Below are 23,050 nucleotides of genomic sequence, written 5' to 3'. Positions count from 1 at the left end.
CAAAACAGGGTAATTCTTATCGAATCTATTTCCCCAGATACAACCTGCGGAATTCGAGGGGATACACCCCCTCCATTCGCTTGAATTGCTTGCTGAAGTAGTTCGAATCCCCGTACCCGACCATCTCGGAGATTTCATAGATTTTATAGGTTTGGTCCTTCAGCAGCTCCCGGGCCCGGTCCATGCGGATTCGGGTGAGATGGTCCATGATCGTTTGCCCGGTCTCTTTCTTGAACAGGATGCTCAGGTAGTTCTCCGTAAACCCGACGAGCTTAGCCAGCTCTGATACCTTCAGCGGCTGGTTGTACTGCTTGCTGATGACATCCAGAACAACCTGGATCTCCGGGCGGACATGCTGATGGGAAAGCGACCGAATATAATTGAGATACATCGGCAGCCAGCCTCTGCACCACAAGTAGATATCCTCCAACGTCTCCAGGCTGCGCACGGCAGAATACGGATACATCTCCTCGTGCAGCGGAGCCGAATACAGGTCCCCGCCAAGCCGTCGGGCAAAGCCGTCCATCAGATGGATCCAGTGCACCCAATTTTCCCGCTCGACATCCGGTGACAATTTGGGACCATCTAGAACGGAACGGTACCACCGGTCCAGATAATCCAACAGTGCTGCCTCGTCGCGAATGTCCAACAACTTCTCCCATTGCTCCTGAAGCCACGGCGCTGAACTGGCGTCCGGTTCGGCGTAATGGATACGGTCAAAATACACCAAAGCTTCCGTCCCGACGTAAAAACGGTATGCGAGGGCTTTCTCCGCTTGGTCGTAAGCTTGATGCAGGTCCAGAATATCCTCAAACGGACTGGATACCCCCACGCTGGCTGACAGCTTCAGGAAGGTGGACACGGCATCCTGCATCTCCCGAACCATCGCTTCCTGATAGCGGTCGGTCAGGATCGTAAACAGCCCGTCTCCCATGTCGAGCAGTTCGCCATCGGAATATTTTTTGAACACCTCGCTGAGGATGTTGGCAACCGTGTAATGCAGTAAGTGCTCGCTGCGGAAATTGTTCTCCTCCAGCACCTTCGGATACCGATCCAGCCGAAGGCTGATCACGTAAATCGGCGGCTCGTAGGCACGCAAGCCAAACTCCTGCATCATTTCTTCCACTTCGGCGCGCGTGCCTTGCCGTTTGATTAAGAGTTCTCTCAGCCGCTTCTCCTTGGCTTCCCTGCTGTATTTACTGACCTTGACTTGCAATCGCGAAGTCTCCAGCGACTGCTCCGCTTCCTGGCGGATCATCTCCTTCATGGAGTTGAGCTTATCCATTAATTCTGAGGGCTCCATCGTTAGCTTGAGGATATAGTCGGCCGCCCCAAGCCGCAACGCCCTCTGGACGTATTCGAAATCGTTGTGGTTGGAGAGAATCAAGCATTTCGTTCGCGGCGACAGCTTACGGATCTCTTCCATCAGCTGCAGCCCGTCACACCCGGGCATTCGGATATCAGTCAGGACGATGTCGCAGGGATTGTCTTTCAGCAGCCTTAGCGCTTCCTCCCCGTTGGCGGCCTCCCCAATCAATTCAAAGCCATTGTCTTCCCAAGGAATGATCGTCTTTAACCCGATACGCACGAGGATTTCATCATCGACAATCAATACTTTAATCATCAATCGTTCTCCTTTCGATCCGCATCGCGGGAGAAGGGATTCTCATCCGCAAGAGCCTGGCGATCCAACCGCGGAAGCCGGATCTTGACGCGAGTTCCTTCCCCAATCATGCTGCTCATTTCCAGGCCGAAGTCTTGTCCGAAGTGCAGCTTGATACGTTCATTCACGTTATAGATGCCAATACCGCTGTATCTCGAATGGTCCTGGTTCAACTGACTGGACAGTTCTTTCAGTTTCGCCTCAGCGATCCCTACGCCGTTGTCGGAGACCGTCAGCACTAATCCTTGCTCCGTCTCCTCGCCTTGAATGCCGATGGCAAGCGGCGTCCGCCCGCCATGGATGATGGCATTTTCGACGATCGGCTGCAGGGTGAATTTCAGAATCGCGTTGGACCTGAGCTCATCCGGCACATCCACCTCGAACTGGACATTATCATGGAAGCGAATTTTTTGCAGATCAAGGTACACCTTCAGATAGGTTAATTCCTCCTCCAGGGTGACAACCTCTTGCTGTGTTTTCATCGTATATTCCAGCAGTCGGCCCAAATTGGTAATCATTTTGCCCACATGCTCTGCGCCGGACAAAGCGGCCATCCACTTAATGGAGTTGAGCGTGTTGAACAGGAAATGCGGGTTGATTTGCGCTTGTAGCGCCTGAAACCGAGCTTCCTCCTTGCGTTGCTGCTCCTTGGACAGCCGATCAATTAACTGCTGTAATCGCGTTAGCATTCGATTATAGTGCTTGCCAACGATCGCAATTTCGTCGTCTCCATTCACTTCCACATAGGCCTGCAGGTCGCCATCGCCTAGCTTGTTCATCGAGCGGACTAACTGTTGCAAAGGCTTCGTGAAGCGAATCATAAAGTAAATGAACACGATGGAAAACAGAATCGAGGCGCCCATCAGCCAGAGGATCGATTGGTTGCGCAGGCCGCCCAGCCTCTGCTGGTACAGCGTCTGCGGAATGAGCTGGATCACCTGCCAACCCAGCCGAGGGATTTCCTCGCGGTTTACAGAGTAATCGCCAAACGAAGCCGCTCCCTCTTGAGCCTGACGCGTGTCGGCACTTCGAATCTTTTCCAGCAGCTTTGTCGTTTGTTCATCGTTTAGCGGCGAGGCTCCGCCAAGCAGGCGGCCTTCCCCATCCGTCAGCAAGAAGCTCCCGCCGCCCTTCGTCTGCGCCGGAAGATTCCCAAAAAAGGCCGAGCCGGGAATCCCAATCATGAGCAGGTCCTCCCCTTCTTGCTGCCTCCCAATGATCCGGCGGCTCATCGTGAAATAAGGCTCGTTTAAGTCGGTCAGCTTGCTGATTTCCCCGGTATACGGATATTGCCAAACTGGCCAGCCTTTGCGCGCCCTCGTTAATTCCGTCCACGACTCTTCGCTTAGCTTATGGAGCAGCTCCTTCTCTCTACTGCGGTTATTGGGCCCGTAAGCCGTCGAATGCACGTAGCCCCGGTCGTCGATCACCGCGATGATCGCATTGCTGTCCAGCAGGATGTCGCGAATATTAACCAATTTTTGCTGAATGTTGTTATAACGTCGCAGGGACATGTAATTCGTCTCCCAGTCCGCCTCCGACTCCAGAAATTCGTTAAATTCCGGGTCGTTCATAATTAAGTTGGAAGCCTTCAGCACCCGTTCACTCAGATCGTCCATATTGCCGACCACCTGACGCAGCGCTTCTTCATTGCCGCGCCGGGCTTCGTCCATGACGACACGACTCGACGACATATAGTAGTAATAAAAAATCGTTACGATTGGAATCACGATGCAAACAAAAAAAGAGACCAAGATCTTCCCCCGAATCGAGCGGGAAGGAACATTTAGTCTTTTCATAGGAAACGACCTTCTTTATTCATGGGGATATGAACCTAACATAGCATATCGAATGTCTTTGAAAAGGGGGGATTGTTGACAACTTCCTGCTATTTCTTTGTTATTTGCCTTCGTATTGTAGCATAGCCTCCTACTTTTATCCTAACCTTCTTCCTCCCCGCTCTACACCTGCATCTTCAATGCATAAATATACAAAATAACGTGTCCAACGGTTTGATGGATCTGGAAATTCGCAGTATGATTAAAAAGCTGAGACTGAATACAAGGAGGTCGAAGAATAACAATAACCTTTTCTGGGAAAGGACGGGATGCCCGATGCGGGGAAAAACCTTGTTGCTTAGCCACATGAAGTCGCATTTTCCGCTGTATTTGACGGCTGCGCTATGTCTGACGGCCGCCAATGTGACGTATTCGTATTTCCCGAAGGTCCTGGGGGATTTTACGGATCACCTCCAGCAAGGCGGGCTGACGAGAAGCGGAGTGGGCCGATACGCGCTGACTCTGGCTGCCATCGCCGTCGTTTATGGCCTGTGCTTCGGATTCGGGCAGTACATGAATCATCGCCTGGGGCGAATGTTCGAATTTCGTGCCCGGAACCAGTTGTTTCGGCATTTTACTCAATTAAGCGAAGCGTTCTTCTCGAAACACGGGATCGGCAAGCTGCTCAGCTACGTGATGAATGACGTCACCGGCGTGCGGGAGTCGATCGCCAACGGGTTGAACCAATTAACCAATGCGTCGGTGTTGTTGATCTCCGTCATTACGATGATGACAGTCAGCGATATTCCGGCGCTTTTGATCGTGGTATGTGTTTTGCCGCTGCTTGCGATCCCGTTTATCGTAAGCGGATTCGGCCCCAAAATCCGCGATAACTCGCGGAAGGTGCAGGAGTCGCTTGCAGCGATGACGGAAGCCGCGGAAGAACAATTTGAAGGCATCAAAGTGACGAAGAGCTTCGCGACCGAAGAGATTGCCCGCGCCCGGTTTGGGCAAACCGTGGACCGCATCCTAAGCAGCCAGCTGTCGCTGGTCCGGATGAGCTCGCTATTTCAGGTGCTGCTGCCGTTTACCGGCGCGGTTTCCATGGCCGTGGCCATCGCTTACGGCGGCCTGCTCGTCTCGCGTGGCGAGCTGTCGCTCGGCAATTTTGTTGCCTTAACCTTATACCTGCGGATGATAATGAACCCGCTTCGGCTCATCGGCAACGTGATTAACTTCATGCAGCGTGCGCGTGCTTCACTTGACCGGCTGAACCACCTGCTGTCTATGAAGCCGGACATCTACGATGAAACCGGGGCCCTGCCGCTGCCGGAGGATCCGCGCAGCCTCAGCATCGAGATCCGCGGATTGACCTTCACCTATCCGGACGCTGCCCGCGCCTCACTGCAGGACATTCATCTCCGGCTCAACCCCGGAGAAACGCTGGGTATCGTGGGCCGGACCGGCAGCGGTAAAACGACGCTCGTCAAGCTGCTGCTGCGGGTATACGATCCTCCCCGCGGCACGATCTTCATCGGCGGCCGCGATATCCGAAGCTTGAGGCTGGAGAGCCTGCGTACCCGGATTGCCTACGTGCCGCAGGACGGTTTCCTGTTCAGCACGACGCTCCGCGACAACATCGCCTTCTTCGACCGAACCTCCGAGCTGCGCAAAGTGGAGGATGCCTCAAGGCTGGCGGATCTCTATGACAACGTTATAAAATTCCCGAAGCGGTTTGATACCGAGCTGGGCGAACGCGGCTTGACGTTGTCCGGCGGGCAGCGCCAGCGGACCAGCTTGGCCCGAGGGCTGATCAAGGACGCTCCGATCCTGCTGCTCGACGACAGCGTCAGTGCGGTAGATTCCGTAACGGAGACGCGTATCCTCTCCAATCTGCAGGAAGTCCGTAAGGGAAAAACAACGCTGATCATCGCCCACCGCATCAGTGCGGTGAAACATGCCGACCGCATTCTCGTGCTGGACGACGGGCGGATTGCCGAGCAAGGAACGCATGAGCAGCTGCTGCAAGCCGGGGGCTTGTACGCTGACCTGCATCACCTGCAGGAAGGAGACGATCGCGATGTCAACTAATTCCGAAACGGCCGATACCCGCAGGAAATACGAGGTGACTCCGGAGCAGCGGCGGAAGGCGTTTGCGGCGCTGCTCGCCTATGCCAAACCGCACCGGAAAGCGTTCCTCGCCGTGTTTGGCTTTGCATTTCTGGCCATTTCCGCTGACTTGCTGCAGCCGTTCCTGATCAAATATGCCATCGATGAGAAGGTGCTGTTTGGCGTACACGGACCAAGCATCCTGCTTGGCCTCGCTTTGGCCTACCTCGCGCTTGAGGCGGTGAGCGGCGTGTTCTCTTATTGGCAGGCAAACCTGCTGCAACGGGCCGGGCAAAGCATCGTCGCCTTGCTGCGCAAAGACCTGTTTAAACAGATCACAAGGCAGTCGATGTCCTTCTTCGATCGCAACTCGGCTGGCGGCCTCGTCACGAATGAGTCAAGTGATACAGAGACGATCAACCAGTTTTTTACCCAGGTGCTGTTGAGTCTGGTCCGCGACGGATTATCGCTCATCTTGGTTGTCGTCTTTATGTTTGCGCTAGATGTCGAGCTGGCCTTATATTGTTTAATTCTCTTTCCAATCATCACGGTCATTGCGATCGCCTTCCGCAAGTATTTGCGCACCAGCTATCAGCGGGCCCGCTCGCTGCTGTCCCGGCTCATCGCGTTTACGGCCGAAAATCTGAGCGGGATGAGCTTGATTCAGTCGTTCCATCAAGAAGGGGAGCAAACATCCCGCTTCGGGGAGCGGAACACCGCTTATTTGAAGGCGAATCTGCGGGAAGTGCAGGCCACGGTCCTGTTTAACCGTTCCTTTGATGTGCTTGGCAATTTGTCGGTGGCCTTCGTCGTTTGGATCGGCGGCTTCGCGGTGCTGGGCCATCGCATCGAATTTGGCGTGCTGTACGCCTTCATCAGCTATATCCGCCAATTCTTTCAGCCGATCAACCAGATTACCCAGCAGTGGAATACGCTGCAGTCCACCATCGTATCGGTAGATCGCCTGTGGCGAATCTTCTCCGCTGAGCCGGAGGTGAAAGACCCTGCGCCGGAGGAAGCCAAGACGTTGCCGGCCCAGGCGGTTCGCGGGCGGATCGATTTCAATCACATCCGCTTCTCATACACGGAAGGCCAGGAGGTGCTGCATGGCCTCGACCTTCATGTGCGAGAAGGAGAGTTCATCGGCATCGTAGGCACGACCGGCGCAGGCAAGAGCTCCCTGGTAAACCTGCTGACGCGGTTCTATGACGTAGACGATGGCAGCGTCGAAATCGACGGCACGGACATTCGCCGCCTGCCGCAAGCCTCGCTGCATCGCATCGTCGGACTGGTGCAGCAGGACCCGTTCTTGTTCGCCGGGTCCATTATTGACAACGTCCGCCTCTTCCGCGAAGACATCAGCCGCGAAGAAGTGATCGAAGCCTGCCGGCGCATCGGCGCAGAGCCCATGATCACGCGGCTGAAGGACGGCTACGACACCCGGTTGTCCAATCGGGGCAGCGGACTGTCCGCCGGAGAGCGCCAGTTGATCTCCTTCGCACGGATCCTGGTCTTCCGTCCGAAAATCCTCATTCTCGATGAAGCGACGGCGAACCTGGATTCCCAAACCGAGCTGTTGATCCAGAATGCCTTAAGCGTGGTGTCGGCTGGCCGGACAACGCTAGTCATCGCGCACCGGCTGTCCACCGTCCAGCACGCTGACCGCATCCTCGTGATCCAAAGCGGTCGGATCGCCGAGCAGGGCACGCACGAAACGTTGCTGGCCCGCGGCGGCTACTATGCGGAGCTGGTACGCCACTCACGGCAAGGTCGTGTGGAGTTGCAGCAGCTAGCGCCGCGCAGGTAAATCTATCAGGTATCATGCCTAAGGGCTGGTCCGAATGGAATCGGGCCAGCCCTTTTTTATAACCTGCACCTCCCCACCTTGTTCGCAATACTATAGTTGTAAAGTCTATCTTAGGTGGGTGACCTGGAGATGATTTACACCGCACTTGGGGATTCCATTACGTATGGCGATAACGCTTCCTCGCCGCGGCTGGCCTATCCTCAGTTGATCGTATCGGATTATAATCGCTCTAACCCCCGGCCTATCCGGGGTTATGTATTAGCCCGGTCCGGCTGGACCAGCAGCAATCTGCTGGACGCCGTGCTGTGGCAAGGCTCGGACATGATTAGAAGCTCCTCTGTCGTATCGGTCTGGATTGGCGGCGTCGATTTGGCAAATTCGGCGATTACGCCGCTTGTGAATGGCGGTCCGTTTCCGAATATGGAGCTGCTCTTCCAATTCCGCCGGAATCTGAGCGCCATCCTGGAGCGTATCCGCAAAACCAGCTCCGCCCGGATCGTATGCTGCACGCAGTACAACCCGTTCCCGAGCAGTTCACTTGCCGTCGAGTGGATCGGCCGCCTGAACCAGACGACCCATGGCATCGCCGCCGCTTACGGCGCCAAAGTCGCACCGGCGCACAAATGGTTCGAAGGGAAGCAAGCTGAACTGATCGACGGGTACCGAGGAGGCCAATTGGAGGACATCCTCGGCGGAACGCTGCCGATTCATCCGAACAATCGGGGGCATCGGGTGATTGCGAGCGGCCTTGCGCCCTATCTTTTTCCTAAAACCAATGTGTCTTCGAAAAAAAAATAGCCGGGATGCTCCCGCATCCCGGACTTCCCGCATACTTCCACGGATTCCCCGGCTTATCTGGCGACTTCATCGTCCGTGACATCGTTGAAGAACTTAAACGCATAGATGGCGCAAATGCCGACGAGCGTGTAGATGATCCGCGACATGGTCGAATCTTGCCCGCCGAAAATGCCTGCCACTAAGTCATATTGAAAGAGCCCCACCAACAGCCAGTTTAATCCGCCCACAATCAGTAGTGCGAGCGCTATTGCGTTTAACGTTTTCATTCCGGGCCAACTCCTCGGTCGAATTTTTTATTCATTAGTTAAATTTCCAAGTTGCCCAAAATTTATTCAGGTGCCGGCAAATATCACGAAACGGGCCAAAAACTGAGGAACAAGCACAGGCAGCGCACCAAATTCGGAAGTAAGATATATCGAGCAAAACGTCTACCGTAAAAATTTTAGCACCGAGGTGATCCTTGCATGGCAAGTTCGGCAAACATTCGCAAACGTGCGAAACAGCTGAAGGGCCAGCCGGTTCGCGTGGTATTGCAAGACGGGCGTTCTTATATCGGATGGATCGCCGGGCTGGATCCGAACGGCCTGCTTCTCTCCGTGCCCCCGCGCGGCAAGAAGAAAACGAAGAAAAAAACGGCAGCCCGCAGCAAAAAAGCACGGTCATCGGCCATCCAGCAGCCATTTGACAGTGGCTTCCCAAGGGATCCCCGCTTCGTCGAGGGCATTCGTCCCAGCGTCGGCTGGGGTTTAGGCGGCGTGCCCATGGGATATGGCCCTGGCGGCAATTGGGGTAGACCCCGGGAACTGAGCTATGGCGAAAGCTTTAACGGAGGTTGGGGAAGACCCGGAGGTTATTATGGCTTTAGTGCAATTCCAGGAAGACCCGGCCCCGGACCCTTTGGCTATGGCTTCGCTGGAGGGCCAGGGCGTCCGCGGAGACCCGGGTTAATTGGCTTTGGCGGATCAAACGGAGACTCCGGCGGAACGCAGGAGCAAAACACGGAGACCTCTCCTTTGGAAAGACCCCGCCGGCCAGCCATTCTCGGAATGGTGCAAAAAGTGCAAAAATACGTGCCCCTGATGAAGATGGGCTATAACGCCATCAAATCGATTATCCCGTTGTTTAACGGCATCAAAGCCTTGATGGTCTGACCTATTAGGAATGGCTCCAAACAACAAAGAGACGCAAATCCTGCGTCTCTTTGTCTATTACTTGCGGCGGTTCTTCGAAAATCGGGTATACACGATCAAAGCGGCGAGCATCATCGCCACGAATCCGATATTCCCGGCAGCTTCAGTCGACATTCCAAACAAGATGCAAAGGTTCGTCACCAAACCGTTGGTCAGCAGCGCGATCAAGATCAAAAATACCGGCCGCCACAAGTTATATCCTCTCATACCGCGACACTCCTGCCCCTTTATTTTCAACGAATCTATGATTTCATGTTAGTAGCATTTTACCATAAGTAGAGAGCGTTTGCATTTTTACGGGGTGCGGCCGGCTCACGGTAAGTTTTTTCATAGACACTCCCCGCAGGCTGGTTTGTATAATCAGTAAGATTGTTATTTTCATGGAAGGAGCAAAGACATGTGGTTTCTATTTGCACTACTGACGTCTCTAGCTTGGGGGAGTGCCGATCTGTTCTATAAAAAAGGCAGCGACAGCCGGGACCCGTTCAGTCATCTGAAAATCGTCGTCATGGTGGGTCTGGTGATGGGGATTCACGGCACAGCCTATCTGTTGATCCAAGGGCTGTCCTTTGATCCGATCGATATGATTCGTTATTTGCCGGTATCGGCGCTGTACATCTTATCGATGGCGATCGGCTACTTCGGGCTCCGGTACATCGAGCTTTCCATCGCATCGCCGGTACAGAACTCGTCCGGGGCGGTGACAGCGATCCTGCTGTATCTGTTCTTCCCCCATGATCTCGGATGGATGGACATTACAGGGGTAGCGATCATTACCTTCGGCGTTGTAGGGCTGGCCATTCTGGAGAAGCAGGAAGAGCGAATGGCTCTGAAATCCGGGACTGAGAACCTTAACGCCAAATATCAAATCGGCGTGATGGCGATCACCTTTCCGCTGCTGTACTGTCTGCTTGACGGCTTAGGCACGTTTGCCGACGGCATTTATCTGGACGAGCTGAAGCTGATTGGGGAAGATGCTGCACTTCTGGCTTACGAGTTCACGTTTTTCCTGTGTGCTGCGGTGGTCTATATCTACTTGGTTGCGGTCAAAAAACAGCGGTTCAACCTCTGGAGAGAACGCGTCAAAGGCGTTGCCGCGATCTTCGAGACGGCCGGCCAGTTCTTCTACGTATTCGCTATGGCCAGCAACGCCATCGTGGCGGCTCCGCTGATCGCTTCGTACAGCGTCTTCTCGGTGATTTTATCCCGCCTGTTCCTTAAAGAACGGCTCAGCCGGTTGCAATATGCAGTCATCGTACTCGTGCTGGCGGGGATCGCCTTGCTTGGCTTGGCGGACGAGCTGTAGGGTGAGGCGCGGGACCTCGGCAAGGCGAGCATCGGGCCGAGTGAGGGGCTGAGTGAGGGGCCGCGTAACGAGTTGGCCGCAGTAGCTATTGCTGTAACTGCTTGCCTTAACACGTAACGGACCGTAATGACCTTATTCGCACATTTCCCGGGTATTTCCCAGTGTAACGGACTTCACGGGCCTTATTCGGCTTGGAGAGCTGCAATTCACGGTGACTACCCTGAAATAACGTCATCTCTGTCCGTTACGTTCCAGAAGTCCCCGATGGCTCCCTATTAACGTCTCTAGTGTCCGTTAGAACACCCTGCCTTCCCTCCTATGGACTACCTCCGGTTCGCTTATGGTATACTGCTAATATTATGCCGAATGCGAGGTACTCCATCATGTGGAAGGAATTTAAAGCCTTTGCGCTCAAAGGGAACGTGCTTGATCTGGCCATCGGGGTGATTATTGGTGCCGCCTTCGGAAACATCGTGACTTCCCTGGTCAACGACATGCTGATGCCGGTTATCGGGTTGCTGGTAGGCGGTATTAACTTGAAAGAGTTACAGTTTCAATACGGAGACACGGTGTTGAAATACGGAGCTTTCCTGCAAACCGTCATCGATTTCTTTATTGTCTCCTTCTCCATCTTCCTCTTCGTCAAGGGTATCAACAAACTGAGACGCAAAGAGAAAGAGGAGCCCAAGTCCGAAGCGCCGCCCGCCCCTTCCAAAGAAGAGGTGCTGCTGGCCGAAATCCGTGATTTGTTAAAGCAAAGAGCGTTGGAGGAGAAGTGACTCCTTTGAAGCCAAAAACCCGCCCGAGCCGTTTATGCTTAGGCGGGTTTTCTCGTATGCGCCTACACCAGCTTCTGCCCGCAATTCGGACAGAAGTTCGCGCCTTCGTTCTTATTCCCGCAGTTGGGACAGAAGTTCGGCCGCTTAGAGTCCGCTTCCGAGGCGGAAGGCGCTGCAGGTTGCGACGGTTGGCTCGCCCCCGAGTTTTGCGACTGGGACTGCGGCTGCGGATGATCTTTCCCCTGACCCGGTTCCGGATTCAGGTTTTTCATCATTTCCTTGGCCAGGTTCATCCCCATCATCATCCCCGCCATATCCGAAGCGGCCCCGCCGCCTTGCACCTTGCCTGAGGCGATGCCGTCCGTCATGCTGACCTGCTGGTATTTCGCTAAATTGCCGATCATTTCATGCGACGCCGTCTTCGTGATCATCTCCTGAATTTCCTTCGGATAACTGAAGCTCATCACCTGGAAGCCTGTGATGGCCAATCCGTCGTCCATGACCTGCATATCGAGGTCTTCCCGAATGCCTCGTGCGATCTCCGCGGCGTTGGCCTGCAGATTAAACATATCTTTGCCTTCCCGGCTAATCCACTTCATCAGCAGTTGATCGAGCACGGAGGTGATCCGAAGCTTGACGTCCTCCACCAAATAGCTTTGCTTGACCCCTGCAATCTTATCGATTAAGGTCACATAGTCGTTGACCTTGAAGTTAAACGTGCCGTTCGCACGAATCGGCATTCCGCCGGGGAGCTGCGGCGTAGGGATTAACACCGGATTTTGCGTGCCCCACCGGACGGTAAACTCCTTCGTATTGACGAACAACACCTCAACCCGCATCCCGCTGTTGAAGCCGAACTTAAACCCCTTCAGCGTGGACAGGAACGGCACGATCTCCGAGGCAATGTTATATTCGCCTTCCTCCTTAAAAATCCCCTCGATTTTCCCGTTATTCATAAAAATCGCGTCCTGCCCCGAGCGGATGATCAGCTTACTCCCTTTTTTAATTTCACGGTTGCTCCATTTCCAGAAAATCATGTCGTCCCGGAATTCTTCCCACTCCACGACATTGGCAAATTGGCTCTTAAAAAAACTCATCAGCTCTTCCTGCCCCTTCCTTTAAAATGATCCTCGGCTTCCGCTATGGGAGTGTCCGCCGCTGGTTGTACCGCCGCCGCCACCTCCACTGCTGCCACCGCCGCCGCTGTTGCTGCTCTCAATCTTCGTCTTCGTTACCGTCGTATGCAGATAATTGTCTTGTCGCCAAATGACGCCAGAATTGGCCGAATCCTCATAGGTACGACCGCTCACCGTGATCCGACCGCCGCTTCGGAACGCCATCATGAAGACGACCCCCGCCCCGATCACCAGTGCAATCACAAGCTGAATGCCGGTGTTGAACAGCGGGTTATCCGGATTCACCCCCGGCCGAAACTCCGCGTACCGGTAGGCCGTGCGTATGTATTCTGCAAACGCACCGTGATAATCGCCTGCGGACAGCATCGGGGTAATCTTGTTGCGGATTTTGTCCAAACGGCTGTCGTCCAGGTATTTCTCCCCTTTATAGAACCCTGCCAGATATAGATCCCGGTTCAGCATATCCAACGTCAAAATCACGGCGTTGCCATGCGGTTTGTCGTAACCCGGAGCCCGTTCATCGTAGAAATCCTCCGTCAGCTTCACAACATCCTCGCCTTCAGGATTGTCCGTGGTATAGATGATGATGTCGAGCTCTCTTTTGGGCCCATATTCATTCGCCAACGCGTTTAGGTCTTCAATTTCTCCCGGAGAGAGAAGTTCGGCCTCGTCATAAATCAGCTGCTTATTCGCAAGCGGCGATTCAGCCTGAGCCGTTAACGGGGTCAGCATATTTAGCATGATCAAGAGCAGCAACGAGTACACCACGACCCATCGCTTGTTCATAAGAATACGCCTCCCCACAGCCAGGCCAATATTTTAAGTCCAACAAAAGAGAGGGCCGAAACGCCGGCAAACCATGCCGCCATTTTCCCTTTGCTTAGCGGCGGCTTTCCGACCACTTTGCCTGTTTGGCCGTTCATCGCGAACGTGTACTGCTTCCCCTTGTAGTTGTAATAGACCATCCAGACCGGAAGCAGCACATAATTCGCTCGTTTGACCGTCGTATCGATCTGTTTGTCCGCGTAGCTTACCGTCGTGTATTCGGAAACGGTTGAAGAAATATAGGATTCGATATAAGGCATCGTTTTTTCCCGAGCTCTCGGGGTAAGCTGCTCGCTGGTATAGTTGTATTTTTCAGCAATGTATCCCGCAAGATATGGCGTCTTAAACGTCTTTAATTGGTCGTAGGGAAAAGGCTCCAGCTTATCCATCAGCTCATCGTCCATCTTCGCCGAGGCATCGATCGGCAGCCGGACATAATTCAGCCGAATTCTCCGGTAAAACTCGTAATGATCGGTTTCGGTATATTGATAATCGCCTCGGCGATAGCTTCTTACCTTCGTTCCTCGGCCGCGAACATCGATATTGTTCAGCAAATCGTACAGCCAGAACGGCACGTACATTCCGGTAATCCCCTGGATGCGGTTCGCGGTCATGAAGCCGCGGGGCGTAAGCAGCCCTTTTCGGCACCATTTCTTGAAAGCCGCCATCGCTTCTTCCTTGCTGATCGCAAAAGGGATCACCTGCTGCGGCGCCAGCTTCCCGGTCAGGCGATCGCTAAGCACCACAGCGGAACCGCAAAAGCTGCACGTCGTTGCGCTGGTTTCCGGCTCCGTTACGATGACCGCCCCGCAGCTTTCGCAGTGGTATTCCCGAACCTCGTCCTCCGTGAACACCTGTTGCTTCAATGGGTCGGGAAGTTGCTCGATGTTGTCCTTGCGACCGCAGCTTGGACAGGACAGCATACCTGTTGTGCTGTCAAACGTCATGCCGCTGCCGCAGCTCGGACATTTGTATTCAATGACCGGCAAATCGTTCACCTCAATCCATCCAAAATCAAGTTCAGGTAGCTCATTTATTTAATTTCGCCTTGAGCGCCGCTAGTTCATCTTCAGGAGTCGATGCTGTTGCTTCCTCCGGCTTCGCTCCCGCAGCATTGCTCTTCTCCAGCTCCGCGAAGATAGCGTCCAGATCGTCTTCCTGCGATCCCGCCCGAAGCTCCGCCAAAGCCATCGCTTCATTCAACGCTTGATCGGCCTTCGCCTCCAGCTCGCGAAGCGCCGCTTCTGTTCCCCCAGCAGCCTGGGCCTTGTTCAACGCAGCGGCCTCTGCCAGCTTGCTCTTAAGCGTCGCTTGCCGCGCTTCCAGCTTCTGCAGATCGGAGACCAGCCTCTCCTCCATCTGCTTCATCTGGGCGGCCTGATTCGCTGCTTGCTCATAGGCCGTCTGCAGCTCCTGCAGCCGTTCCGCCTGCTTCGCCTTCCGCTCCAGGAATTTTAGCGCGGCAGATTCATCGCCCGATTCCACCGCCTTCTCCGCATACCGTTGCAGCTTCCGGACTTCCTCGGCACATTCGTCCAGCGCGCGCTTCGCCCGGTCTTCCGCCGCCTGAACCGCAGCTGACTCCGCCTTGACCTGCCCTAAATCCAGCCGTAATTGACGCAGGTATTCATCCACCGTCGCCGCCGGATCCTGCGAACCCTCCAGCATGGCGGAAAGATTCGACCGCATCACATCTTTAAATCTCGACAACATCCCCACTTCCCGTCCCTCCTTCAGTTGGTCACTTACTTAATAATACATCAGATCCAACCGATTGGTTTCATTGCGGTACCAAAGGCAGGGCAAAATAAAAACGCCCCTAAGGGCGTTATCCCGTACAAGTGTTATCGCAGACCGCATGAACCATGGGATCAACCGATCCTCAAATTCGCAAATGGCGTTCTAGTGATTTGGCTGCTCTTTTTTCTCGGAATATGCGATCAGATTGACCTTCTCTCCGATGGACTGCTCGATTTTTTCTTCCAGCTTCCGAATCTCCTGAACTAACGACTCCCGGCCTTCCAGATCCGTGAATACGTAATCTTGCTGCATGATGCACGCTCCTCCCTGTTTTTTTAGGTAACTTGCGCGGAAAAGCGTGGTTCTATGCAGGCGAGGTTGGCAAGCCCCCTACTTGGCCGCTGTGTGATTTGCGAAGATCGGCACCATCCGCCGCTTCCCGTCTCGAAACACTGCCAGCTCCTTGTATCCCTGATCGATCGCATCGGCCAAGGCCGTATCAAGCAGCGTACCGATATCGTCCGGAAAATGAGCGTCCGAGGATAACGTCAACGGGACCCCGTAATGGGCTAATACAGACAGGAACAATGGGCTTGGGCAACTCTCCGCGATAGGATAGCGGTATGCGAGACCGGTATTGATCTCCGTAGCTACGCCGCTTCGCGCCATTTCCTTGGCGATGCTCCGGTAATACGGCAGCAGCTTCTTCTCATCGGCCGGCCGGAACCCAAACACCTTCAAGTTATCCGGGTGCGCGATGATGTGAAACAACCCTGAGACGCAGGCCTGCCGCAGCAATTCATAATAATCTGCGTACGTTTGCACGGGGTCCCGGCCGTCGAAGCCTGTCTTGGCCTCCGGATTGTCGAACCCCCATCCTTCCAGGAAATGCACCGAGCCAATCACGTAATCCCAATCATAACCCGCCAAAATTTCGCCCAACTCCGCTTCGCCGCCGGGGAAGAAATCCGCCTCGATGCCAAGCGCGAGATCGGGCCGCGTCTTCTTCGCTTCCGTCACAAAGTCAACGAAATCCTGGATGGAAGCTACGCACACCTGATCCAACCAGGCCCGTTGCAGCTTGCCAACCCGGCTGTCGTCCAGCAGCATGTGTTTTTCGTAATATGGCCGACACTCCCGGAACCGGTATAAATGATCAACGACGCCAAACTCCTGAATTCCGCGTTCGCGTCCCCGGATCAAGTAGCGATCCAACCACTCTTCGCTATAACATCCCTTCTCCATCCGCCGGGACAACAGCTTTGTCATTTCCTCGGCATATTCGATCGTATGATGCCCCAAGGCCGGATCCGGCCCCGGCTCGGTCGCCGCCAACCCTTGCAGTGTACGCGAAAGCCAGCGCAAGGAATACGGACCTTCCTCCAGATGAAAATGCATATCAACCTTCACCCGCAAACTCCTCCTGTCTACTCCCATTTCACCATGGCCTCGGAAGGCTCGATTCCTAGATAATGGCACATCAGCGGAGCCAAGTAGAGCTGTGACAGCCCCTGATCGCCCTGGAGCTTCGGCGAAGGAATCGGCAGCTCACCAAACACATACAGCGGAACGTTGCGCTCCTCCGGCTGAGTGCCGCCGTGTTGCCCCATCGCGTTCATCCCGTGATCGGATGTGACGATAATCTCATACCCTTGCGATCTCCACAGCGGTACCAGCGTAGCCAGAATCCCATCCACCGTCCGGACGGCGCCCTCATACTGCTTGCTTTCCCCGCCGTGCTTATGCCCCATATCGTCGATGTTCATCGAATGGATATACAGGAAGTTGGGGTCGTACGTTGTGCGCAAATGCTCCGCATCAAGGAACAGATGGCTGTCCGGATAGTGATCCTCGAAATAAAAAATCCCGTGCTGTATCGGCTGCTTCTCGTCATGCTGATGCCGGTCGGTCACCGGGTTAAACGGCGCACGGTTGTACAGCTCGCTAACCCAGTGGTACGCGGCGGCAGCCGTTCGTAATCCCGCGGCGACGGCAAGGTGAAACACGCTTTGCTCCCGGCTTAGCCTGCTGATATGGTTCGCCGTAATGCCGTTTCGGGTCACCGGCGTACCGGTCAGCAGCACTTCATAGAGCGGGCGCGATAGGCTCGGCAGCTGCGACTGCACTTGATAGCAGGCCGCCTCCCCTTGCTCTACAAGATGCTCCATATACCCGAGATACTTGCGGGCCGCATCATATCTTAATCCATCCAGCACAACCACAACGAGCTTCTTGGCTTCTGCTTCTGCCTTTGCGAATGACATCCATCTCTCTCTCCCTTCAGTTAGTGGCCTCGATCCATTGAATGCGATGGCCGCGCAGCTTCTGCAGCCATTCCTTCGGGGCGGCAACGTCGCTGACAATGGCGTGTACTTGGCTCAGCGGCGCGATCTCCACGAATGCTTCCTTGCCCAGCTTTGACGCATCAGCCAGCACAATCGTACGGGATGCCGCCTCGATCATCCGGCGCGACATGCCCGTTTCATCGACGTCATAATCGCTGATCCCCCGCTCCAAGGATATTCCGCCAATGGAGATAAACGCCTTGTCGACCCGGAATTGCGACAGAATGTGCTCGCCAATTGTCCCCGATAACGACTGCTGCTCCGGATTTAATTCCCCGCCGACCACAAAAATCTTCCCGGAAAACCTCCCGCCATTCAGCGACTCCATCAGGTGATACGCCACCGCCAGCGAGTTCGTCAGGATCGTCAGCCGCTCCCGGCCGGCGATCGCCTTGGCCATCTCCAGCGTTGTCGTCCCGATGTCGATGGCGATGGTGTCCCCAGATTCGATCAGCTCGGCAGCAGCGCGGCCGATCCGCTCCTTCTCCTCCGCCTTGTCCTTCTGGCGCTGCAAATACGGCGGCTCGTAGCTGGTCAATTTGGGGAGGACCGCACCGCCGTAGACTCTTTTAGCCAAACCTTCTTTCTCCAACAGGATCAAATCGCGGCGCACGGTCTCCTCCGATACGGTAAAACGATGCGACAGCTCCGGGACCTTCACCTGTCCCTCCTGCTTCAACTGCTCCATAATGACGCGCTTGCGCTCCTCAGATGAAATTGACAACTTGCCTAAGCCCCTTCCTTCTCTAGCTGCAGCAATTGCGCGTGATCCATAACGAGGGTGACAGGGCGGTTCTCCTCGAACCGCCGAGAGCGTCCATCGTTCAGCACATCCACCGTCAGGCGGATGCCGGCGGCATCGATGGCGTAACGAATAACGTTGCCGAGGATCGACGCCGAGTGAACGTTGCCCTCCACGATGGGCTTGCCCGCATGGGCCGGGTCAGCCGCTTGCTCCGGTCCAATAAGCGAGAGCGCCTCCGGCCGGATGGCGTAACTCTCCGCATCGCCGGGCACCGTGCCGAATAGCCGTAACGCTTCGGCCCGCGTCAGCACGTTATAGCTGCCCATGAACCGCGCAACGAACTCCGTTGCGGGCTTGGCGTACAACTCCTCCGGGGTCCCTTGCTGTATGATATTCCCCTGGTTCATCAGGCAGACCCGGTCGGACAAGGTTAACGCTTCTTCCTGATCGTGCGTGACGAAGATCGTGGTCATGTTGAATTGCTTCTGAATCTCGCGGATTTCTGTGCGCAGATTTTTGCGAATTTTCGCATCAAGCGCGCTGAGCGGCTCATCCAACAGCAGCACCTTCGGACGGACGGCCAGGGAACGGGCGAGCGCTACGCGCTGCTGCTGTCCCCCCGACAGCTGTGCGGGATAAGCGTCCCGCTTATCGGTCAAATCGATGAGCTCGAGCAGTTCGCTGGATCTCTGGCGGCGTGCTTCCTTGGCCATGCCGCGCATCCGCATGCCGTATTCGATATTTTCGCGGACCGTCAAATTCGGGAACAAGGCGTACGATTGGAACACCATGCCGATCTCCCGACTGCGGGGAGGCAGGTTGACGATGTCCTTATCGTCCAGCCAGATCTGCCCTTCGTCGATCTCCGTCAGGCCGGCGATGCAGCGCAAGAGCGTGCTTTTTCCGCAACCCGAAGGCCCGAGCAGCGTAACCAGCTCCCCTTCGCGGATATCTAAATTCACACGATTCAGCACCGCCGCCGATCCGAACTGCTTACGGATCCCTTCCAGCTTCAGATATGGCTTCATTCCGAAATCCCCCTGTTTACTTGTTTGCCGAGCTTCATCAAGACCATGGACAACGCCAGAATAAACAAAAAATACGAAATCGCAATCGCGCTGGCCAAATGCCCGCTTTCATTCATCCGCCGCGACAAATACACCTGGATCGTCTGAATATGACCGCCCACCAGCATGTTCGTCATGACAAACTCCCCAAAGAGGACGGAAAAAGACAGCAGCGTCGACGTCACCACCCCCGGCCAGATGTTTGGCAAAATCACGGTCACAAACGCCTTTATGCGGCCGGCGCCCAGCATCTCCGCGGCATTCAGCAGCTCTGGTGCCGATACGGTGAGCAGGCTGTTGCGGATACCCTGATACATATAAGGCAGGACGATGACGAAATACGCGCCGATCAAAATATAAGCGGTCCCCGAAATATTCATCGGGCCGGAGGAATACGCTCGGATCAGCCCCACTGCGGCAACGACGCCGGGCACAGCATAAGGAAGCACGACAATTCCCTTCATGAAGCTCTCCATCCGGGGCAAATAGACGGTGATAATGAACACTGCCGGCAGCATGATGGCTAGGCTAAGCACGATGCTGATCGCGCAGAGGTACAGCGACTTCCATAACGCATCCAGAAAACGCGCATCCTGAAACATCTCACCAAACCATTCCAGCGTCCAGCTTTCCGGCAGAAGGGTTGCTTGCCACTCTTTCGCAAACGCGTAGATCATCGTTGCCAGCAAGGGAAGCAGCAAGTAAATCATGAGCAGCAGCATCAGGGTTCTCGGTGCCCACCCTGCTTTTTTGCTTGGGGTCTGCATCACAATTCCTCCTTCAGCGCAGGCGACTTCAGCTTTGGCCATTTCCGATGGTTGCGTGCCTTCTGTTCCGCCGAGCCGGGTTGGAACCGGTGCAGCCGCTGAGTCATCTTGTGGTTCAGGTACACCGCCAATAGCGTCGACAGGCCTAGGATTACTGCCAGCGCATTCCCCAGCTGCGGCTCGGTTACAACGTCACCGGAAACCAGGTTGCCAATCCGTACGGCGAGCAGGTTGAAGTTACTTCCGACGAGGGCATAAGCAGTCGCGTAAGCACCCATGGCATTCGCGAATAAAATCCCCAGCGTACCGAACACGGCTGGCAGCAGTACCGGAATCCCGATCGTTCTCCAAAACTGCCAAGGACTTGCGCCCAGCAGCGATGCCGCCTCTTTCCATTGCTCACGAATGCCGTAAAACGAAGGGTACAGCAGCAATAAAGCCAGGGGAACCTGGAAATAGACATACACCAGCACCAGCCCCGACCAGCTGTATAAGTTAAAACCGGCAAGCACGTCCCAGCCCCACTGCTTAAAGAGCAAAGTAAATACCCCGTTACTCCCCAGCAGAATAATGTACGCGAAGGCGAGCGGTACGCCGGCGAAATTCGATGTCATATTGGACACCATGATCAGACGGTCCCGCATCCTCGGTGCAAATCGCGTCACCGCGTAAGCGCAGGCCAATCCAACGGCAATCCCGATCACGCTTGAAAAGACCGAAATCAGCAAGCTGTTCTGAATCGCTTTGAGATAATACTCGCTTTGAAAAATTCGGGTGTAATACCCCAACGTCATTCCGGCGCCGTCCTCCAGGCTGACGCTTCCCGTAATCATCGACACGATTGGCACCAGCTGGAACAGGGCCACCATGACGACGAAAGGAACGAGCCCAAGCAAATACCGGCGATTTTTCCGCTTCACGCCACTCCCTCCTTGTTAAAAAAAGGGGCGCCTCCCGTCCAAGACGTTTGACGCACCCCTTCAAATGGTTGAACACGGGCCCGTGATTTGCCCGATTAGTTCATATGAACGAGCACGCGCTCCTGCCACAGCTGCGGCAGCTTCTTCGCCGTCTCTTCCCAGGCCTTGTAGTCGCTGACCGGTTTCACATTGGCATAGGCCTCAGTCGGCAGCAGCTTGGCAGCAACGTCTTCCGGAAGCTGCACGCTATCGCGGATCGGACGGGCATAGCCCTTCGCCAGGTTGATTTGGCCGGCATCGCTCAAGATGTATTCCCGCGTCAGCTTGGCGGCATTCGGATGCGGCGCGTATTTGTTGATGATCGTGGCGTAGCCGCTGACCACGCTGCCTTCCTTCGGAATCGCCACGTTAAACTTCTCCGCGCCGCCCAGTTGATCGCGGTAGTTCAGGGCATTGAAGTCCCAGAACAGGGTCACTTGCACTTCGCCCTTTTCGATGTTGGCCAGCGAAGCTTCCGCACTGGACAAGCGGCCTTTTTTCGCCAAGTCTTCGAAGTAAGCAATCCCCGGCTCGATGTTTGTCTCGTCCCCGCCGTAGGCGATGGCGGCCGCCAGCACGGCCATTTGCGCTTGCGCAGCTTTGGTCACATCGCCAACAATGATTTTGTAGTCGTCGTTCTTCAGGTCTTCCCAGCTTTGCGGCGGATTTTTGACCAGGTCCGTGTTCGTGAAGAATGCGATGGAACCTTGATAACCTACGACCCAGTGGCCGTCCTTGTCCTTGGCCCAATCCGGGATCTCGTCCCAGTACGAGGTTTTGTACGGTTGAGTTACGCCCTTATCCACCGCAACCGGACCAAATGCGATACCGACGTCACCGATGTCCGCGGTCGGCTTATCCTTCTCCGCTTCGAATTTGGCGATCTCTTCGGCGCTCGACATATCCGTATCCGTGTGATCCAACGAATACTTCGTTTTCAGATCCGACCACGTATCTTTCCAGTTCGCCCATGTGTCCGGCATGCCAACGCTCACGACGGAACCTTCTTCTTTGGCCCTCGCTTCCAGATCGGCCAGCGAGAGCTCTTCCGCCTGCGCCGCCCCGCTTGTATCCGTTGCAGTTGCGTTACTCCCGTTGCCTCCGTTGCCCCCTGCACCACAAGCGGCCAGCATCAATACAAACAAGGATAAAACCAGACCCAGCGCTAACTGCCTCTTTAATCCGAATTTCATGGTTTCTATGCACTCCCTGTGGATTATTGTGGGTTCGCTATGTATTTCTGTTGATTTCGACCCAAGAAGAGTATAGGTTTTGACTGTTTACGCTGGATTAATGGAGATGGCGAAGTTTATTAAAATCATCATAATCATGCACATTGTCACCCCAGGCGGAAATAAGGGACTTTTATGGCCTTATTTCACCTTTTGGTCCCTTTTTGCGTTGAATAAGGGAATTTTGTGGCCTTATTTTCCTGAACTCCCGTCAAACTCACCTCTTCACCGCCCATTTTTCAAAGATAAGGGTAAAAATGTCCGCTATTTCAAGCCAAACTCTATCTTTGGAGCGAATAAGGCCCTTTTTTACCTTTATTACTTACGGCACGCTCATGCAAAAAAAGCCCGGAAGGCCTCCGCCCCCGGGCTTGCAAATCGTAATCTCACGGCAACCCGCCGCTCACCCCTTGATCGAACCGATCATCACGCCTTTTTCGAAGTATTTTTGAATGAACGGTCGCGTGAACGTGTCCATCGACGTCATGAACTGCTCCGTGATATGAGCGTTCCAATCCATTTCCTTCGCTCTCACCGCCGTCGCCGACTGCGGATAATAATAGAACAAAATGATCAGCACCGGAAACAGCAGCACAAGCCAATAGGAAATCAACAGCTTGGTCAGCAGATTGATCTTGTTCTTCCCCAAGCAGATCACCTTCCTTTCCGTCCTTGTCCACACCAAAGTTACTTTAAGCATACGGGATCGGTGCCGAAATGAGAACGTCCTTTGTGCTCGATATGGACAGGAATGCAGGGTTGGCGCGAGAAATGGGAATAAAGAACAGAAAACAAAAATAAGAC

The 23,050-nt window shown here is 54.7% G+C and carries 23 protein-coding genes; 6 read left to right on the top strand and 17 right to left on the bottom strand.

All coding sequences use genetic code 11. From position 1 onward, the window contains the following. Positions 1-25: 25 nt before the first annotated feature. Together NSQ80_RS01765 and NSQ80_RS01760 are read right to left on the bottom strand one after the other, a co-directional pair. The gene (locus NSQ80_RS01765; protein WP_036644364.1) at positions 26-1,624 is read right to left on the bottom strand and encodes a response regulator; all 1,599 of its coding nucleotides are present in this window, start codon (positions 1,622-1,624) and stop codon (positions 26-28) included. Further along, the gene (locus tag NSQ80_RS01760; RefSeq protein WP_339301094.1) at positions 1,624-3,462 is read right to left on the bottom strand and encodes a sensor histidine kinase; all 1,839 of its coding nucleotides are present in this window, start codon (positions 3,460-3,462) and stop codon (positions 1,624-1,626) included. Before NSQ80_RS01760 ends, NSQ80_RS01765 begins: the two co-directional genes overlap by 1 nt. A 315-nt stretch (positions 3,463-3,777) precedes the next feature. Between NSQ80_RS01760 and NSQ80_RS01755 the strand changes: the two genes are divergently transcribed. The 3 genes from NSQ80_RS01755 (at position 3,778) to NSQ80_RS01745 (ending at position 8,155) form a co-directional block, all read left to right on the top strand. Then, the gene (locus tag NSQ80_RS01755) at positions 3,778-5,532 is read left to right on the top strand and encodes an ABC transporter ATP-binding protein (protein WP_260070097.1); all 1,755 of its coding nucleotides are present in this window, start codon (positions 3,778-3,780) and stop codon (positions 5,530-5,532) included. Continuing rightward, a complete protein-coding gene (locus NSQ80_RS01750; protein ID WP_339301092.1) occupies positions 5,522-7,357 on the top strand; it encodes an ABC transporter ATP-binding protein in 1,836 nt (611 codons plus the stop codon). Before NSQ80_RS01755 ends, NSQ80_RS01750 begins: the two co-directional genes overlap by 11 nt. A 129-nt stretch (positions 7,358-7,486) precedes the next feature. Further along, complete coding sequence (locus NSQ80_RS01745; protein ID WP_036644361.1) at positions 7,487-8,155, top strand: SGNH/GDSL hydrolase family protein; 669 nt, start codon at positions 7,487-7,489, stop codon at positions 8,153-8,155. 53 nt (positions 8,156-8,208) lie between these two features. Here the strand turns inward: NSQ80_RS01745 and NSQ80_RS01740 are convergent, their stop codons facing one another. Next, on the bottom strand, positions 8,209-8,421 hold the full coding sequence (locus NSQ80_RS01740) for a DUF378 domain-containing protein (protein ID WP_009223806.1): 213 nt from the start codon (positions 8,419-8,421) through the stop codon (positions 8,209-8,211). A gap of 198 nt (positions 8,422-8,619) precedes the next feature. Here NSQ80_RS01740 and NSQ80_RS01735 point away from each other — a divergent pair, with 198 nt between their 5' ends. Beyond that, entirely contained in the window at positions 8,620-9,306 is a 687-nt protein-coding gene (locus tag NSQ80_RS01735) for a hypothetical protein (RefSeq protein ID WP_339301089.1), read from the top strand. A gap of 57 nt (positions 9,307-9,363) precedes the next feature. Here NSQ80_RS01735 and NSQ80_RS01730 read toward each other — a convergent pair whose 3' ends face one another. Further along, entirely contained in the window at positions 9,364-9,552 is a 189-nt protein-coding gene (locus NSQ80_RS01730) for a hypothetical protein (protein WP_036644358.1), read from the bottom strand. Positions 9,553-9,742: 190 nt separating this feature from the next. Between NSQ80_RS01730 and NSQ80_RS01725 the strand changes: the two genes are divergently transcribed. Beyond that, positions 9,743-10,651 carry a DMT family transporter gene (locus tag NSQ80_RS01725; protein WP_260070102.1) on the top strand — a complete coding sequence of 303 codons (909 nt, stop codon included), beginning with the start codon at positions 9,743-9,745 and terminating at the stop codon, positions 10,649-10,651. Positions 10,652-11,034: 383 nt separating this feature from the next. Then, the gene (gene mscL / locus NSQ80_RS01720; RefSeq protein WP_009223803.1) at positions 11,035-11,430 is read left to right on the top strand and encodes a large conductance mechanosensitive channel protein MscL; all 396 of its coding nucleotides are present in this window, start codon (positions 11,035-11,037) and stop codon (positions 11,428-11,430) included. A 62-nt stretch (positions 11,431-11,492) separates the two neighbouring features. Here the strand turns inward: mscL and NSQ80_RS01715 are convergent, their stop codons facing one another. The 13 genes from NSQ80_RS01715 to NSQ80_RS01655 form a co-directional block, all read right to left on the bottom strand. Further along, positions 11,493-12,527, bottom strand: a complete 1,035-nt coding sequence (locus NSQ80_RS01715) for an SPFH domain-containing protein (protein ID WP_009223802.1) — start codon at positions 12,525-12,527, stop codon at positions 11,493-11,495. Positions 12,528-12,548: 21 nt separating this feature from the next. Further along, positions 12,549-13,352 carry a TPM domain-containing protein gene (locus NSQ80_RS01710; RefSeq protein WP_085169381.1) on the bottom strand — a complete coding sequence of 268 codons (804 nt, stop codon included), beginning with the start codon at positions 13,350-13,352 and terminating at the stop codon, positions 12,549-12,551. After that, positions 13,349-14,380 carry a hypothetical protein gene (locus tag NSQ80_RS01705; RefSeq protein ID WP_028538570.1) on the bottom strand — a complete coding sequence of 344 codons (1,032 nt, stop codon included), beginning with the start codon at positions 14,378-14,380 and terminating at the stop codon, positions 13,349-13,351. Before NSQ80_RS01705 ends, NSQ80_RS01710 begins: the two co-directional genes overlap by 4 nt. Before the next feature lie 40 nt (positions 14,381-14,420). Then, on the bottom strand, positions 14,421-15,104 hold the full coding sequence (locus NSQ80_RS01700) for a PspA/IM30 family protein (RefSeq protein ID WP_036644501.1): 684 nt from the start codon (positions 15,102-15,104) through the stop codon (positions 14,421-14,423). A gap of 189 nt (positions 15,105-15,293) precedes the next feature. After that, positions 15,294-15,443, bottom strand: a complete 150-nt coding sequence (locus NSQ80_RS01695) for a hypothetical protein (RefSeq protein ID WP_009223798.1) — start codon at positions 15,441-15,443, stop codon at positions 15,294-15,296. A 78-nt stretch (positions 15,444-15,521) separates the two neighbouring features. Beyond that, positions 15,522-16,541, bottom strand: coding sequence for a PHP domain-containing protein (locus NSQ80_RS01690; protein ID WP_260070105.1), 1,020 nt, complete (start codon positions 16,539-16,541; stop codon positions 15,522-15,524). 17 nt (positions 16,542-16,558) lie between these two features. Then, on the bottom strand, positions 16,559-17,395 hold the full coding sequence (locus tag NSQ80_RS01685) for an alkaline phosphatase family protein (protein WP_323078654.1): 837 nt from the start codon (positions 17,393-17,395) through the stop codon (positions 16,559-16,561). Positions 17,396-17,411: 16 nt separating this feature from the next. Continuing rightward, a complete protein-coding gene (locus tag NSQ80_RS01680; protein WP_260070106.1) occupies positions 17,412-18,200 on the bottom strand; it encodes a DeoR/GlpR family DNA-binding transcription regulator in 789 nt (262 codons plus the stop codon). 5 nt (positions 18,201-18,205) lie between these two features. Further along, entirely contained in the window at positions 18,206-19,249 is a 1,044-nt protein-coding gene (locus NSQ80_RS01675; RefSeq protein WP_009223794.1) for an ABC transporter ATP-binding protein, read from the bottom strand. Further along, positions 19,246-20,055 carry an ABC transporter permease subunit gene (locus NSQ80_RS01670; protein WP_339301079.1) on the bottom strand — a complete coding sequence of 270 codons (810 nt, stop codon included), beginning with the start codon at positions 20,053-20,055 and terminating at the stop codon, positions 19,246-19,248. The genes NSQ80_RS01675 and NSQ80_RS01670 overlap by 4 nt, the downstream gene beginning before the upstream one ends. Next, a complete protein-coding gene (locus NSQ80_RS01665) occupies positions 20,055-20,975 on the bottom strand; it encodes an ABC transporter permease subunit (RefSeq protein WP_028538575.1) in 921 nt (306 codons plus the stop codon). Before NSQ80_RS01665 ends, NSQ80_RS01670 begins: the two co-directional genes overlap by 1 nt. Positions 20,976-21,070: 95 nt before the next feature. Then, complete coding sequence (locus NSQ80_RS01660) at positions 21,071-22,207, bottom strand: ABC transporter substrate-binding protein (protein ID WP_339301077.1); 1,137 nt, start codon at positions 22,205-22,207, stop codon at positions 21,071-21,073. A gap of 442 nt (positions 22,208-22,649) precedes the next feature. Continuing rightward, complete coding sequence (locus NSQ80_RS01655; protein ID WP_254899822.1) at positions 22,650-22,895, bottom strand: hypothetical protein; 246 nt, start codon at positions 22,893-22,895, stop codon at positions 22,650-22,652. Positions 22,896-23,050: the final 155 nt, after the last annotated feature.

This window comes from Paenibacillus sp. FSL K6-2441 (assembly GCF_037964765.1).
Classification (GTDB): Bacteria; Bacillota; Bacilli; order Paenibacillales; family Paenibacillaceae; genus Fontibacillus; species Fontibacillus phoenicis.
The sequence above is the reverse complement of the archived record's forward strand: the minus strand, read 5'-3'. Positions and strand labels throughout refer to the sequence as shown.

Coding starts and splice junctions, on each gene's coding strand:
- NSQ80_RS01685 (WP_323078654.1), bottom strand. CDS start 17,395: ATGTCATTCGCAAAGGCAGAAGCAGAAGCCAAGAAGCTCGTTGTGGTT.
- NSQ80_RS01675 (WP_009223794.1), bottom strand. CDS start 19,249: ATGAAGCCATATCTGAAGCTGGAAGGGATCCGTAAGCAGTTCGGATCG.
- NSQ80_RS01730 (WP_036644358.1), bottom strand. CDS start 9,552: ATGAGAGGATATAACTTGTGGCGGCCGGTATTTTTGATCTTGATCGCG.
- NSQ80_RS01670 (WP_339301079.1), bottom strand. CDS start 20,055: ATGCAGACCCCAAGCAAAAAAGCAGGGTGGGCACCGAGAACCCTGATG.
- mscL (WP_009223803.1), top strand. CDS start 11,035: ATGTGGAAGGAATTTAAAGCCTTTGCGCTCAAAGGGAACGTGCTTGAT.
- NSQ80_RS01660 (WP_339301077.1), bottom strand. CDS start 22,207: ATGAAATTCGGATTAAAGAGGCAGTTAGCGCTGGGTCTGGTTTTATCC.
- NSQ80_RS01735 (WP_339301089.1), top strand. CDS start 8,620: ATGGCAAGTTCGGCAAACATTCGCAAACGTGCGAAACAGCTGAAGGGC.
- NSQ80_RS01745 (WP_036644361.1), top strand. CDS start 7,487: ATGATTTACACCGCACTTGGGGATTCCATTACGTATGGCGATAACGCT.
- NSQ80_RS01725 (WP_260070102.1), top strand. CDS start 9,743: ATGTGGTTTCTATTTGCACTACTGACGTCTCTAGCTTGGGGGAGTGCC.
- NSQ80_RS01715 (WP_009223802.1), bottom strand. CDS start 12,527: ATGAGTTTTTTTAAGAGCCAATTTGCCAATGTCGTGGAGTGGGAAGAA.
- NSQ80_RS01700 (WP_036644501.1), bottom strand. CDS start 15,104: ATGTTGTCGAGATTTAAAGATGTGATGCGGTCGAATCTTTCCGCCATG.
- NSQ80_RS01760 (WP_339301094.1), bottom strand. CDS start 3,462: ATGAAAAGACTAAATGTTCCTTCCCGCTCGATTCGGGGGAAGATCTTG.
- NSQ80_RS01710 (WP_085169381.1), bottom strand. CDS start 13,352: ATGAACAAGCGATGGGTCGTGGTGTACTCGTTGCTGCTCTTGATCATG.
- NSQ80_RS01755 (WP_260070097.1), top strand. CDS start 3,778: ATGCGGGGAAAAACCTTGTTGCTTAGCCACATGAAGTCGCATTTTCCG.
- NSQ80_RS01765 (WP_036644364.1), bottom strand. CDS start 1,624: ATGATTAAAGTATTGATTGTCGATGATGAAATCCTCGTGCGTATCGGG.
- NSQ80_RS01695 (WP_009223798.1), bottom strand. CDS start 15,443: ATGCAGCAAGATTACGTATTCACGGATCTGGAAGGCCGGGAGTCGTTA.
- NSQ80_RS01750 (WP_339301092.1), top strand. CDS start 5,522: ATGTCAACTAATTCCGAAACGGCCGATACCCGCAGGAAATACGAGGTG.
- NSQ80_RS01740 (WP_009223806.1), bottom strand. CDS start 8,421: ATGAAAACGTTAAACGCAATAGCGCTCGCACTACTGATTGTGGGCGGA.